The 13,119-nt window shown below is 71.8% G+C and carries 14 protein-coding genes; 1 reads left to right on the forward strand and 13 read right to left on the reverse strand.

Annotation, left to right across the window (positions count from 1 at the left end; all coding sequences use genetic code 11):
- Positions 1 to 66 precede the first annotated feature (66 nt).
- Positions 67 to 756, forward strand: a complete 690-nt coding sequence (locus tag ABIC63_RS25835) for a DUF3617 domain-containing protein (RefSeq protein ID WP_354321870.1) — start codon at positions 67 to 69, stop codon at positions 754 to 756.
- A gap of 1 nt (position 757) precedes the next feature.
- On the opposite strand, the gene hpxZ is transcribed toward ABIC63_RS25835, so the two are convergent.
- The 13 genes from hpxZ to ABIC63_RS25900 all read right to left on the reverse strand — a co-directional run bounded on the left by hpxZ (position 758) and on the right by ABIC63_RS25900 (position 13,029).
- Complete coding sequence (hpxZ, locus tag ABIC63_RS25840; protein ID WP_354321871.1) at positions 758 to 1,147, reverse strand: oxalurate catabolism protein HpxZ; 390 nt, start codon at positions 1,145 to 1,147, stop codon at positions 758 to 760.
- Between the two features lie 11 nt (positions 1,148 to 1,158).
- A complete protein-coding gene (locus tag ABIC63_RS25845; RefSeq protein ID WP_294377247.1) occupies positions 1,159 to 1,920 on the reverse strand; it encodes an ABC transporter permease in 762 nt (253 codons plus the stop codon).
- Positions 1,917 to 2,747, reverse strand: a complete 831-nt coding sequence (locus tag ABIC63_RS25850) for an ABC transporter ATP-binding protein (protein WP_354321872.1) — start codon at positions 2,745 to 2,747, stop codon at positions 1,917 to 1,919. Before ABIC63_RS25850 ends, ABIC63_RS25845 begins: the two co-directional genes overlap by 4 nt.
- Positions 2,748 to 2,755: 8 nt before the next feature.
- The gene (locus ABIC63_RS25855) at positions 2,756 to 3,742 is read right to left on the reverse strand and encodes an ABC transporter substrate-binding protein (protein WP_354321873.1); all 987 of its coding nucleotides are present in this window, start codon (positions 3,740 to 3,742) and stop codon (positions 2,756 to 2,758) included.
- Complete coding sequence (locus tag ABIC63_RS25860; protein ID WP_294377255.1) at positions 3,729 to 4,265, reverse strand: VOC family protein; 537 nt, start codon at positions 4,263 to 4,265, stop codon at positions 3,729 to 3,731. The genes ABIC63_RS25855 and ABIC63_RS25860 overlap by 14 nt, the downstream gene beginning before the upstream one ends.
- 31 nt (positions 4,266 to 4,296) lie before the next feature.
- Positions 4,297 to 5,553 (reverse strand): FAD-dependent monooxygenase, encoded by a 1,257-nt coding sequence (locus ABIC63_RS25865; RefSeq protein ID WP_354321874.1) that lies wholly within the window; start codon positions 5,551 to 5,553, stop codon positions 4,297 to 4,299.
- Positions 5,550 to 6,950, reverse strand: coding sequence for an amidase (locus ABIC63_RS25870; protein ID WP_354321875.1), 1,401 nt, complete (start codon positions 6,948 to 6,950; stop codon positions 5,550 to 5,552). Before ABIC63_RS25870 ends, ABIC63_RS25865 begins: the two co-directional genes overlap by 4 nt.
- A gap of 5 nt (positions 6,951 to 6,955) precedes the next feature.
- Positions 6,956 to 8,158: a cyanuric acid amidohydrolase gene (gene atzD / locus ABIC63_RS25875; protein ID WP_354321876.1), complete on the reverse strand. Its 1,203-nt coding sequence runs from the start codon at positions 8,156 to 8,158 to the stop codon at positions 6,956 to 6,958.
- Positions 8,159 to 8,297: 139 nt separating this feature from the next.
- On the reverse strand, positions 8,298 to 8,996 hold the full coding sequence (locus tag ABIC63_RS25880; protein WP_294377265.1) for an aspartate/glutamate racemase family protein: 699 nt from the start codon (positions 8,994 to 8,996) through the stop codon (positions 8,298 to 8,300).
- Positions 8,997 to 9,059: 63 nt separating this feature from the next.
- Positions 9,060 to 9,770 carry a GntR family transcriptional regulator gene (locus tag ABIC63_RS25885; RefSeq protein ID WP_354321877.1) on the reverse strand — a complete coding sequence of 237 codons (711 nt, stop codon included), beginning with the start codon at positions 9,768 to 9,770 and terminating at the stop codon, positions 9,060 to 9,062.
- A gap of 63 nt (positions 9,771 to 9,833) precedes the next feature.
- The gene (locus ABIC63_RS25890) at positions 9,834 to 10,766 is read right to left on the reverse strand and encodes a polysaccharide deacetylase family protein (RefSeq protein ID WP_354321878.1); all 933 of its coding nucleotides are present in this window, start codon (positions 10,764 to 10,766) and stop codon (positions 9,834 to 9,836) included.
- Positions 10,767 to 10,913: 147 nt separating this feature from the next.
- Positions 10,914 to 11,960: a tripartite tricarboxylate transporter substrate binding protein gene (locus ABIC63_RS25895; protein WP_354321879.1), complete on the reverse strand. Its 1,047-nt coding sequence runs from the start codon at positions 11,958 to 11,960 to the stop codon at positions 10,914 to 10,916.
- Positions 11,961 to 12,123: 163 nt separating this feature from the next.
- Entirely contained in the window at positions 12,124 to 13,029 is a 906-nt protein-coding gene (locus ABIC63_RS25900; protein ID WP_354321880.1) for a LysR family transcriptional regulator, read from the reverse strand.
- Positions 13,030 to 13,119: the final 90 nt, after the last annotated feature.

Consider the following 13,119-nt stretch of genomic DNA (forward strand, 5'->3'; position numbering starts at 1 on the left):
TTCGCAGCGGCGGCGCGGGCCACTACAACGGCGGCAGGCGGAGTGCGCATCCGCCAAGGAGCTGCCATGTCCGCCTATCACCCGTTCCGCACCGTTCGCTTCACCATCGCCGTCGCACTGCTCACCGAGGCGGCCGCCGCGCTCGCCGGCCCGGCATTCCCGCGCCGCAAGGACGGGCTGTGGGAGATGCGCGTCGAGACCTCCGCCAAGGGCCAGCCGATGACCTTGCAGCAGTGCGCCGATGCCGCGACCGACCGCCTGCTGCAGGAGCAGGGTGCGAGCCGTCAGGCCGAGGTACGCAAGCCCACGAACTGCCAGGAGGACATGCGCAGCGAAGTGGGCCGCGTGCTGACGCACAAGGAGGTCTGCAAGCTGCCCGACACCACGATGACGCGGCTCACGGTCGTCACCGGCGACATGAACAGCAGCTATCGCGTGAGCTCGCACACCACCTACGCACCCCCCCGTGCCAAACAGGACGAGAGCGACATGACGATGGAGGCGCAATGGAAGGGCGCCTGCCCCGCCGGCATGCGGCCCGGCGACATGGTGCTGCCCGGCGGCATGAAGATGAACGTCGTCGACATGCAGCGCATGACCGCGCCGATGGGCGCCGCCGCCGCGGCCGGACGGGCGCCCAGCCAGGCCGAGATCCAGCGCATGATGGGCCAGATGCAGCAGTCCATGTCGCCCGAGGACATGCGCCGCATGGCGGCCGAGATGCAGAAGGCGATGCCGGCCGGGGCTGGGAAGTAGCTCAGCCCATCAGACTCACATGTGCCGCCACCACCTTCCAGCCCTCGGGCAGGCGCACCCAGGTCTGGCTCTGGCGACCGATGCGGGTGCTGCCGGTGCGGCGGAACTCCACGTTGGCCACGGCGAAATCGTGGCCGAAGGTGGTGATCGCGCGGGCGGTGATCTCGCGCTCCAGGTTGTTGGCCGGTCGGCCCTGTCGGAATGCCTGGATGGCGGCAAAGCCGTAGAGGTTCTCGGTGGCGCCGTAGCGCAGCGTGTGCTCGGAGTCCCAGAACAGCTGGTCGAGCACCGGCACGTCGTTGGTCGTCAGCGCGCGCTCGTATTCGTCGAACACCGCGTTCACCTCGGCCAGCACGTCCGGCAGGTTGATCTCGTTCATGGACACAGTCATGGGGTCGTCTCTTACTTTCCGCCCCAGTGCACGAAGCGCCGCTCCGCCACCAGGAAGATCAGGTTCATCACGTAGCCCAGCAGGCCCGCCGCGAAGATCGAAGCGTACATGTCGGGCATGTCGAAGATGGTCTGGGCATTCATGATGCGCTGGCCCAAGCCGTCGGTGGAACCGATGAACATCTCGGCCACGATCACGATCACCAGCGCGATGGACACACCCGAGCGCATGCCCACGAAGACCTGCGGCATGGATTCGAGCAGCGTCACGTCGGTCAGCACCCGCCAGCGCGGCGCGCCCATCACGCGGGCCGCCAGCTGCCGCTGCTTGCGCGCGCTCATCACGCCATAGGCCACGTTGAACAGGATGGCCAGCGCCGCGCCGAAGGCCGCCACGGCGATCTTGGTCTTCTCGCCCACGCCGAACAGCACCAGGAAGAGCGGGAACATGGCCGAGGCCGGCGTCGAGCGGAAGAAGTCGATGGCGAACTCGATGCCCTCGTAGATCTTCTCGTTGGCGCCCAGGATCACGCCCAGCGGCACGGCCACCGCCAGCGCGATGACGAAGGAGACCAGCGTGCGCACGATGGTCTTCTCGAAGTCGCCCCACAGCGTGCCGCCCGAGAGCCCTTTCCAGAAGGCTTGCAGCGCCTCGCCGGGCGAGGGCAGCAGCACCGGGTCCACCGCCTTGGTGGCATGGGCGAAGGCCCACAGGGCGACGATCAGCGCCATGCCCCACAGCGGGCGCAGGCGCGCAGAGAGCGGCGTCTTCATTTGCGCACCTCGCGTTGGAAGATCTCCAGCGCCCGCGTCTTCACATCGATGAACTCGGGCGTAACGGTGGTGGCCGCGGTGCGCGGACGCGGCGCATCGAAGGGCAGGTTGTCGGCCACCTGCGTGGGTCGCTTGGTCAGCAGCAGCACATGGTCGGCCAGCAGCACGGCCTCGTCCAGGTCGTGCGAGACGAGCAGCGTCGTCACCTTGCGCCCCACCAGCACCTTCTGCAGCCGCTCGCGCAGGAACATGACCATCTCGTAGTCGAGCGCCGAGAAGGGCTCGTCCAGGAACAGCACCTCCGGCTCCACCACCAGCGCCCGCATGATCGACACCAGCTGCTGCTGGCCGCCCGACATCTGGTAGGGGTAGCGCGAGAGGTCGAGCTTGACGTCGAAGTCGGCCATCAGCCTGTCCATGCGCGCCTCGCGCTCGCCCTTGGACAGGCCCAGGTACTGCAGCGGATAGCGGATGTTGTCGATGGCCCGCATCCACGGGAACACCGCCTCGCGGTAGTTCTGGAAGACGTAGCCGATGCGCGTCTCGCGCGCCGTCTTGCCCTCGAACAGGATCTGGCCGCCGTCGTGCGGCAGGATGCCCGCGATCATGTTGATCAGCGTGCTCTTGCCGCAGCCGTTGGGGCCGAAGACCGAGGTGATCCGGCCGTGCGGGATGTCGAGGTCGAAGTTCTCGTACACCGCCGCATCGCCGAAGCGCTTGGTCAGCCCGCGGATGGTGATGTGCGTGCCGGGCGCGAACCAGCGGTGGCCGGCCGCGGTGCCGGTGCCCTCGGCGGCAGGCGTGGTGCGCGGCGGAGAAACGTCCATGGCCCGCATCACAGCGCCTTGACCACGGCCTTGCCGTCGATCCTGTCCTTGATCACGCCCAGCTCGGTGCCGATGTCGAGGAATTTCTGGAAGTCGGCCACGTCGGCCGGCGACAGGTCGCCCGTCATCACGATGCGCGGCAGCGGCACGGTGGCGGCCAGCTCCGGCGGCACCTTCATGCCCTGGATCAGGTAGCCGCGCGTGCTGGTGTCGGTCTGCGCGGCCTTCACGCCGCGCGCCCACACGGCGGCGAATCGCTTGGCGACCTCGGGCCGCTCGGCGATGAACTTGTCGGACAGCACGGCCCCGGCAGCGAAGGCCGAGGCTTCCTTGCGGCCCAGCAGGTAGGTGGCGATCACGCCCGTCTCCACGCGCCGGCCCACGCCCTGCGCCACCATGATGGTGGCCGAGGGCTCCAGCGTGTAGCCGCCGTCGAAGTTGCCCGACTGCAGCGCGCCCACGTGCACGCCGATCTGCTGCTCCTGGATGGTGAAGTCCTTGCCTTCGACCAGACCCACCTTCTTGAGCACCGCGCGCGCCGCGCCGATGTTGGCCGGGCCCGGCGCCGAGAAGAGCTTGAACCCGTTCTTGAAATCCTTGAGCGACTTGGCCGGGCTGGAGGCCTTGACCACGAACTGCTCGATCACATGCTGGCTGTTCTGGCCATTGAGCGAGATGTACTTGAGCGTGCCGGGCCGGCGCGACTCCATGTTGGCGCCTTCCAGCGTCACCAGGTTGGCGGCGCCGTCGATGCTGGCCGAGACCAGGGCCTGCACCGTCAGCGGGTGGCTGGTCATCGGCACCTCTTCCACCTCCAGGCCGGCCTCCTTGAACCAGCCGCGGTTCTGGGCGATGTAGAAGGGCAGGGCGGCGCTGGACGGGAAGACGCCGAACTTGATCTTGTCGGCCGCATGGGCGACGCCCGCGAAGGGCAGGGCCAGTGCCAATGCGGCGGTGGCGCGTGCGGCAAGCCGCAGGAAGTCAGTGCGAAGCATGGGCGGGTTCTCCGGGAGGGTTCTTCAGGGAAAGGACGGGATAGGGTTCGGTGGCAAAGAAGGACTCGCCCGCGCGGTAGACGCGGCCGGGCGACATGTCGGGTGGGGCGCCGGCTTCCACCGCGCCCTCGAAGGTCAGTTCCAGCTGCACGCCGCTGGGGTCGTAGACGAAGAGCTGCCACAGCGTGGTGCCGGGCACCAGGAACTCGCGCCACGCCAGCCCCGCGGCGCGGAAGCGGGCGATGTAGGCGTGGTAGCCGCTGCAGGCCAGCGACACGTGGTCGATGGCGGCCGTGCCCTGCGGCACGCGGGCCTCGCCGCCCAGCGCCGGGCCGCCGGCATAGACGTGGATGATGGCCTGCCCGCCCGGCTGGCCGCAGGCGAGCCAGGCGCCGGGATAGCCGAAGTCGGGCCGGGGCACCTCGCGCAGGCCGATCACGCCGATCCAGAAGGCGCGCGTGGCGGTCAGGTCGGCGGTCTTGATGGCCAGGTGGAAGAGGCCGTGGGTGAGTGCGTTGTCCATGGGGCGTGGGGCGCAGGAGGACGAGCAGGAATCAGGCCGCCGGCATCGCGGCGGCGCTGGTCGTTGCGGCGCCGGCCTGGGCAGAGGCGTCATCCGGCACGCCCAGCGCCACGTCGCGGAACAGCGCCGCCAGCTCGGCCTGGAACGGCGCCTCGGTCTTCCAGCGTGTGCCGGCCACCGGGTCGGCGCCTTCGAGCATGGTGTCGGTGGCGCGCACCGACAGGTCCATCACGAAGCGCAGGCGCTCGGTGCGGGCCTCGGCGATGCGGTCGAGCCAGACGCGCGGCCTGCGCTGGCCGCGGGCCCAGGCATCCTCCACGATCAGCGCGGCGGCGCAGGCGTCTTCCATGGCTTGCGTCGCGCCCTGGCCCAGCGTGGGCGCCATGCCGTGGGCACTGTCGCCCAGGTAGAGCACGTCCACCTCGGGCTCGGCGAAGCGCACGTCGGCTTCCTGCATGCGGGCCCAGTGCGCGTCGTGCAACTGCGCGCACATGGCGTCCAGCAGCCAGCGCACGGCGGGGCTGGCCTCGCCCTGGGCAGGCTGGTAGGTGGCTCGCATCACGGCCTCGGTCTTCCAGGCGTCCTGCACCGGGGCGCCGGGGGCCACCGGGTAGGTGGCGGCGATGTAGACATGGTCCGGCGGCACGCGGAAGGCCAGCAGGCGGTGGCAGCCGCTGAACCACTGGCCGTAGTCGTCCACCAGGCCGGCGCTGGTGTCGGGCACCAGCACGCGCAGGATGGCGACGCCGATGTGTCGCGGCTCGGGCGCACCGGAGAAGGTCTCGCGCACGCGGGAGTAGCGGCCGTCGGTGCCCACCAGCAGGTCGATGCCGTCGATCTCGTGCGTGGCGCCGTGCTGCGTGAAGCGCACGCGGGTCTTGCCCGGCGCCGTCTCGCTGGCGCCCACCGATTCGAGCGTGCAGCCGTAGCGGATGGCCGCGCCTGCGCCCTGGCGCAGCACGCGGTACAGCTCGGACCAGCGGATGCGGATGCCCGGGTTGTCGGCCACCTGCGCAAGCGGCAGCGCCATCAGCGGCGTGCCGTCGGTCAGGGCGATGTCCCAGCGGGTCCAGGGCAGGCTGGCGGCCTCCACCTCGGCCGCGAGCGCGGCGTCGAGCCGGCGCAGCGCCTTGATGGCGTTGGGCCCGACGTTCAGGCCGGTGCCGGCTTCGGCATGGTCGTCCGGGCCGACGCGTTCGAGGCAGTGCAGTTCCACGCCGGGCAGGCGGGCCAGGCGGCGGGCGAGGATGGCACCGGCCACGCCGGCGCCCACGATCACGATCTTCATGAGGGCATCTCTTCCTTGTCGAGGGCGGGCGGCCAGCACCAGGCCGGCGCGGCGTCGCGTTCCCACATCGCGCCGACGGCGCACAGCAGTGCGTCGCCGCCGCGGGGGGCCACCAGCTGCAGGCCCACCGGCAGGCCGTCTTCCGTCGGGCCGGCGGGCACGGCCAGCGCAGGCAGGCCGGCGCCGTTGACGAAGGCGGTGAACACGGCATGGCCGCGGCCGTCCACCGGCTGGCCGGCGATGGTGGCGGGATGGGATTGGTCGGCCGGCCAGGGCAGGGCCGCGCTGGCCGGGGTGAGCAGCAGGTCGTGGTGCGCGAACAGGCGCTGCAAGGCCTGCGCCAGCGCGCGCTGCAGCGCCTGGGCCTGGAACAGGTCGACCGCGCTGTGGCTGCGACCCTGCGCGAGCAGCGCGGCCATGGCGGGCGTAAGCGCGTCCTCGTAGCCGTCGATACGGTCGTGCAGCACGGCCGCCAGGCCGGTGCTGGCGATGACCGGCCAGGCCTGGCGGTTGAAGGTCTCGACGTCGGGCAGCGAGGGCTGCACGACCATGGTGTGTCCCATCGCCTGCAGCCGCTCGGCCGCGGCATCGCTGCGCGCCAGGACGGCCGCATCGACCGGGCTGTCGCCGATGGCACGCCAGTAGGCGATGCGCAGCGGACCGGGGGCGTCGCACAGCGGCGTCAACCGGGGCGCGAGCAGGCGCAGGGCCCGCCGAAGATCGCCCATGCTGCGGGCGATGGGCCCGGCTTCTTCCAGCCCCGGCAGGAGCACGGGCAGGCCATCGGCACGCGGCACCATGCCGCGACCCGGCTTGAAGCCATAGAGCCCGGTGAAGCCGCAGGGCCGGCGGATCGAGCCGCCGCCGTCGGTGCCCAGGGCCAGCGGGCCGATGCCGGCCGCCACCGCCGCCACGGCACCGCCGCTGCTGCCGCCGGGCGTGAGTGCCGGGGCCCAGGGGTTGCCGGTGGGGCCGAAGAGCGGGTTGTCGGTGTAGCCCTGCAGCGTGAACTCGGGCACGTTGGTCTTGCCCAGGATCACCACGCCGCCCGCGCGCAGCCGTGCGACGGGGCTTTCGTCGCGCGCCGGCCAATGGTCGGCGAAGAGCCGGCTGCCCCAGCGGCACGGCAGGCCGGCCACGGGAAGGTTGTCCTTGACGGTGAGCGGCACGCCATCGAGCGGCGACAGCGGCGCGCCCCTTCGCCAGCGGGCCTCGCTCGCCTGGGCCGCCGCCAGTGCTGCGGCGTCATCACGCACCACCAGGGCGTTGAGCACGGGGTGCACCGCGTCGGCCCGGCTCAGCACGGAAAGCAGCGCCTCCACCGGCGACAGCGTGCGCCGCGCATAGGCCTGCGACAGGGCCTCGGCGCTCATCTGCCAGGCGTGCATGGCGGTCATGCGTGTCAGGCGACCGCCGCGATCACGGCCACCAGGCCGCCGCCATCCGGGCCCTGGTGCTCCGCGCCGCCCGAGACGAAGAGGCGCCCATCGCCCAGCACGCCGGCCACCAGCCCACCCACCGCGCCGCGGATGTGGCGCTGGGCATTGATGTCGGTGTCGTCCAGCATGGTGTGGCGGGCGCCGCGCACCTGTCCGCGGCGGTCGGGTTCGCACTTGACGAAGACGGCCGCCACGCGCGCTGCCTGCGCCGCCGGCAACTGCGGGGTGGCCGTGAGGCCCAGCGGGCGCAGCGCCTCGCCGACGGCCGCGATGTCCAGCGCGTCGCGCATCGGCGCGCAGCCCATGCGCAGCGGGCCCTGCCAGCGGGTGCTGTGGCCGAGCACGATCACCTCGTTGGCCTCCACCTCCACGCCGGAGGAAACGCTGGCGCGGGCCGAGAAGCGGTCGAAGTCCTGCAGCAGCGCACCTTCCAGCACCGGGTCGTCGGGCAGTTCGCCCAGCGCGATGGCGGCGCCGAAAGCGCCCGCCGCCCGGGCGAAGGCCATGGAGCGGCCGGGGTCCGCGGTCAGCACGGCGTGGCCGGCGGCCGCAGCCGCCTGGGCGCGGGCCGAGGTCACGCACGGGGACTTGAGCTGGACAAAGGCCACGTCCTCGGGCCGGTCGATGCCGGCCTGGTCCATGGCGGCGCGCACGGCCTGGGCGACCGCGCGCACATGGGTCCAGCGGCCGATGTCCTGCGCCGGCGTCGGGGGGCTGAAGGCGGTGCCGATGGCAAGGGCGGCGGAGGCCGCATCGATCGTCCGGGCGTCGGCGGGGGCGTCGACCGGGGGGTCGGTGCTGGCGCCGCGCGCCGCATGCGCCGGCACCAGCCGGCGCGAGAAGACCACGTAATGCGGGCTCAGCACGCCTTCGGTGCCGCCCGAGAGCACGCAGGGCAGCGCGCGCCAGATCGCCTCGGCCGGCCGCCCGGTGCGCTCGGCCAGCAGCTGCATCAGCGACTGGGTGAAGTAGCCGCGGGTGAAGTCGTTCACGCCGCCATTGCCCTCGGTCTTGCCGATGACCGCCACCACCTCTTCGGCGGCCACGGTGCCGGCGTCGAACAACGCGGCCAGGGCCGACAGATCGCCGGGATGGGCCATGGCCAGGCGGTGCACGGCCAGCTGCGGGCGGAGGTCGGCGGAAGTTGAAAGGAGGGCGGAAGTCATGATGCGCTGCACAAGATGACCGCAGTATGGGCAGCGGCTGCGCCAACCTCCAGCGCATTGTTTCGCTCGGAGCGAGCGCAAATTGTGTGCAGTCGGTTCGGTCGCCCCTCCGTCGTTCTGCGCAGCGTGCTGGGGCGGGTCAGGCGCCCGGTGCGATCGGAAGCGCGCGCCACTGCGCCAGCGCGGCCTGCAGCCCGTCCTCCAGCAGCCCGCCATAGCGCAGGGTGGGCCGCATGCCGGCAAAGCCGGCGCCGCCGAGCATGCAGTCGGGCGCCGTGCCGCCCGGATGCGCGCCGGCCAGATCGTCCAGCGCCCGCTGGACCAGCGCCGAGAAGGCCGCCGGGTTCTGGCTGCCAGCCAGCCCGGTGGTGTCGAGTGTGGTGATGCCGTGCAGCAGCGGCCAGGCGCTGGAGTGCCGCGCGGCCAGCTCATGCAGCATCGGCCCCCAGGCCTTGCCGGCGGTGACGATGTGGAAGGGGCGCCCGCGGGCCAGCGCCTGCAGCATGCTCGACTCGGCCATGCCCAGCACCGGCACGCGGCTGGCCGCACGCAGCGCCGCCAGGCCCGGGTCGCCGTAGCAGGACAGCAGCACGGCATCGGCCCAGCCGTCGTCCACCGCCGGCCAGGCCCGGGCGGCGGCCTGGGCGCCGGCGGCAAAGCTCTCGCGGGTGGCGATCACTGGCGGCCCGTCGTCGCAGGTGAAGCCGCGCAGCTCCACCTGGCCGGCCGTCAGCCGCCGCAGCTCGTGCAGCACGGCGTCGGTCATGGCGGCCGTGCGGTTGGGGTTGAGCACCAGCAGCCGGGGGCGGGGCGGCAGGGCGGGAGCGGTCTGGGTCATGGCAGTGCCCGGTGGATGTGACAGCGGTGCCGGTCGGTGAAAGCAGCGCCCGTGCCCGCGGGGTCAGGCGGCCGGCTGGGCCAGTCCGGCCTGGGCGTCGGCCCAGGCCTCGGCGATGGCCTGCTCGGCGTCCACTTCGGCTTCGGGCGCGGCGCGGGGCTTGAGCCGCGTCTCGATCAGCGACAGGTGCACCTGCATGGCCTTCATGGCGCCGGCCGCATCGCCGCGCCGCAGGGCCAGGGCGATGGCCTCGTGCTCCTCGCAGCCGCAGCCCGAGGCGCTGGCCGGCTCGAAGAAGGCGACCAGCATGGCGGTGCGGCTGACCAGCTCCTGCAACTGGCGCACCACGAAGGGGCTGCCGGTGAACTCGGCCAGCAGCAGGTGGTATTCGCCCGAAAGCCGGATCGAGGCGGCACGGTCGCCCGCATGCAGCGCGGCATGCTCGCGCCGCTCGTGTTCGGCCAGCGCTTCCATCTGCGAGGGGCTGAGCGTGCCGGCCAGGCTGCCGACGATGCCGCCTTCGATGATGCGGCGGGCGTCGTAGATCTCGCGCGCCTGTGCCAGCGTGGGGTTGCTGACGAAGCAGCCCCGGTTGGGCACCAGGTCCAGCAGGCGCTCGTGGCCCAGCCGGTGCAGCACCTTGCGCACCCGCTCGCGCGAGACGCCGAAGACCTGCGCCAGCCGCGTTTCCACCAGCTGGGTGCCGGGCGCGAGCCGACCGGCCAGGAGCGTCTGCGCCAGGGTGCGGTGGATGGCCTCTTCCGTCGGATGCATCCGGACGACTTTAGCGCAGGCCCTCGGGGCGCCCATCCGCGCGATCCCTGTCGGCGGGCGCCGTCATCCGGCGGCGGTGGCCGCGGCGTCGGGGCGCGGCGCGTGGGCCAGCCAGTGGCGGGCGATCTGCTCGCGCGTGGCGATCCAGGCGCCACCGCGGCGGCGCAGGTGATCGAGGATCAGCGCCAGCGCCTTCATGCGCGCCGGCCGGCCGATCATGCGCAGGTGCAGGCCCACCGACATCATGCGCGGGCGCTGCGCGCCCTCGTCGTGCAGCCAGTCGAAGGCATCGCACACGTACTCGGCGAACTGCGCGGCGGTGGCGAAGCGCTGCGTGTGCTGGAACTGCATGTCGTTGGTGTCGAAGGCATAGGGCAGCACCAGGTGCGGCCTGCCGGCCACCGGTACGAAGAAGGGCAGGTCGTCGTTGTAGGCGTCGCTGTCGTAGAGAAAGCCGCGCTCGGCCAGCAGCGCCCGCGTGTTCGGCGTGCAGGCCGAGCGCGTGTGCCAGCCCACCGGCCGCCGGCCGCAGGCGGCCTCGATGGCGGCGAGGCAGGCGTCCATGGCGGCGGCCTCCTGCGCGGGCGCCATGCCCGCGTGGCTCTCCCAGCGCCAGCCGTGGGCCGAGACCTCGTGCCCGCGGGCCACCGCATCCTGCGCCAGCCAGGGGCTGCGCGCCACCGCGCGGCCGCAGGCGCTGACGGTCATCGGCGCGCGATGGCGTTCGAGGAGCTCGGCGATGCGCCACCAGGCGGCGCGGGTGCCGTATTCGAAGTGGCTGTCTATGCACGGATCCCAGCCGGTGCGCGGGTCGATCACCTCGTACACCGACTCGTTGCGCGCATCGCCATCGGCCACCGAGAACTCGGCGCCCTCCTCGAAGTTCAGCACGAAGGAGACCGCCACCCGTGCCCCGCCCGGCCAGGCCACGGCGGGTGGGCGGTTGGCGTAGCCGATGAAGTCGCGGGTGCTGTGAGAGGGCTGAGTTGAAGTCATTGAAGCGGGGGTAGCGCTTAAGAAGAATCGAAAGGCCGCGGAGCAGGCCACGCCAGTGCAGCCGCGGAACCGGCTTTGCCGGGCCGCCGGGTGCGCCCCTTGAGGGGGAGGCGGCTACACGAAGTGAGCAAGCAACGGGGTGGGCTCTTAATCTGCTTTGATGTTGCGGTCTTTGACGACTTTGGCCCAGCGCGTGAACTCGGCATTGAGGTAGTCGTTGGCCTGGGGCAGTGTGGTCGTGATGACCTGGCCGCCGGTGTCCTCGATGCGCGTGCGGAACTCGGGCAGGGCAGCCAGCTTGCGCAGCTCGGCATTGACCTGCTCCAGCACCGGCCTGGGCGTCTTGGCCGGCGCCAGCAGCATGTACCAGGACACGAATTCGTAACCCGCGATGCCGGCCTCGGCCACCGTCGGCACGTTGGGCAGCTTGGGCGCGCGCTTGGCGCCGGTCACGGCCACGGCATTGAGCTTGCCGCTCATCACCATCGGCAGCGAGGACGTGATGATGTCCACCGACAGCGGCACGCGGTCGGCCATCACGTCCTGCAGCGCGGGGGCGGCGCCCTTGTAGGGCACGTGGGTCATGCGCACGCCGGCCATCGACTCGATGAGCGCCGCGCCCACGTGGCTGGTGGAGCCCACGCCGGACGAGGCGTACTGCACCTCCTCGGGCTTGGCGCGGGCCATGGCCAGCAGGTCCTTGAGCGATTTGTCCTTGAGCGCCGGGCCGGTAACGATGACGCTGGGCACCTCGGCCACCACGCCGACGGGCACGAAGTCGGCGCGGGTGTCGTAGGGCAGCTTGCTGTACATGAAGGGGTTGACCGCATGGCCGATGGTCACCATCAGGAAGGTGCTGCCATCGGCCGGCGACTTGGCCGTCACGTCGGTGCCGATGATGCCGCCCGCGCCGGGCTTGTTGTCGATGACGATGGGCTGGCGGTTGCCCGTGGCCTCGGCCAGCTTCTGGCCCACCAGGCGGGCGTACACGTCGGCTGCGCCGCCGGGCGGGAAGGGCACGACGATCTTCACGGGGCGGTCGGGCCAGGCAGCGGGCTCGGCGGCAGTGGCGGACAGGGTCGTGCCCAGCAAGGCCGCGGCGAGCAGCCCGCCGAGCAGGGCGGCGGACAAGGTGCGGCGGGTGGATCGGGCCGGCAGTCGCACGGCGGAGGAAGAGAGAACAGGGCGGTTCATGGCAGCTCCAGCTGAAGGTTGGGCGGGTGCCGCGCTTCGCCGTGGGAAGTGCCTGCACCTGGATTGTGCACTTCAATGATTTGATTGTGCACAATTCAGATTGCTAGCGGCTTTCATGCCAGGCCGCAGGTGCGGGCCGGACCCCTGCCGCCGTATCGGGCGTTCAGTGCGGCAGCGCCGCCAGCGCGTTGACCAGCGCCTCCTGGAACGACAGCGCCGCGATCGGCAGCATGCGCCCCTCGCGCGTCGCCAGCACCAGCTGGCTGCTGGTGAGCGAGCGGTCCGTCAGCGGAATCGACACCAGCTCGCCGGTGCGTACCTCGCGCAGCGTGCCGATCTGGAACTGGAAACTGATCGCCCCGGTCTGGCGCGTGAACTCCTTGAGCGTCTGCACGGCGCTGGCCTCCAGCGCCACCTTCAGCTGCAGCCGCGAGCGGGCCATCACCGCATCGAGCAGCCGCCGGCTGCCGAAGGAACGGTCGCCCAGCGCCACCACGAACTCCTGGCAGTCGGCCAGGCGCAGGCTCTCGCGGCCCGCCAGCGGATGGTCGGGGCGCAGCATGGCGCACAACGGCTGGTCGAGCGCGCTGATCACCCGCAGCGACTCGGACGGCTGCGGGTCGTGCACCAGCACCATCTCCACGTCGTCGGCCATCAGCTGCTGCACCAGCTGGGCCGTCACGCCTGACACCACCTGGAACTGCACGCCCGGATGCGCCTGCTGGTAGTGCGCAATGGTGCGCGGCATCAGGTCGCTGGCCACCGACTCGGCGCAGCCGATGCGCACCGTGCCGCGCACCAGGCCGCGCAGCTGCTCGATCTGCGAGGCGGCCGAGCGCAGGTCGCCCAGCGTGCGTCGCACCGCCGTCAGCAGCACCTCGCCGGCCGCCGTCAGCCGCACGCCGCGGGGCAGGCGCTCGAACAGGGGCGTGCCGATCTCCGCCTCGATCTCCAGGATCTTGCGGTTGAGCGCGGTCGAGGCCACGTGCAGCTTTTCGGCCGCCTTGCGGATCGAGCCGGCGCGGGCGACAGCATCCAGATAGACGAAGGAGCGCGGCGGGTGGAGCATGGCGAGGGCATTGTGCAGGGGCTGTCGCAGCGGGCCCTGCCGAGCCGAATGCCGGGGCGCTGCATCGCCCAGGCCCGGCGCAGGCGTAGG

Source organism: Pseudacidovorax sp. 1753 (genome assembly GCF_040544975.1).
In the GTDB taxonomy this organism is placed as follows: Bacteria; Pseudomonadota; Gammaproteobacteria; order Burkholderiales; family Burkholderiaceae_C; genus Xenophilus.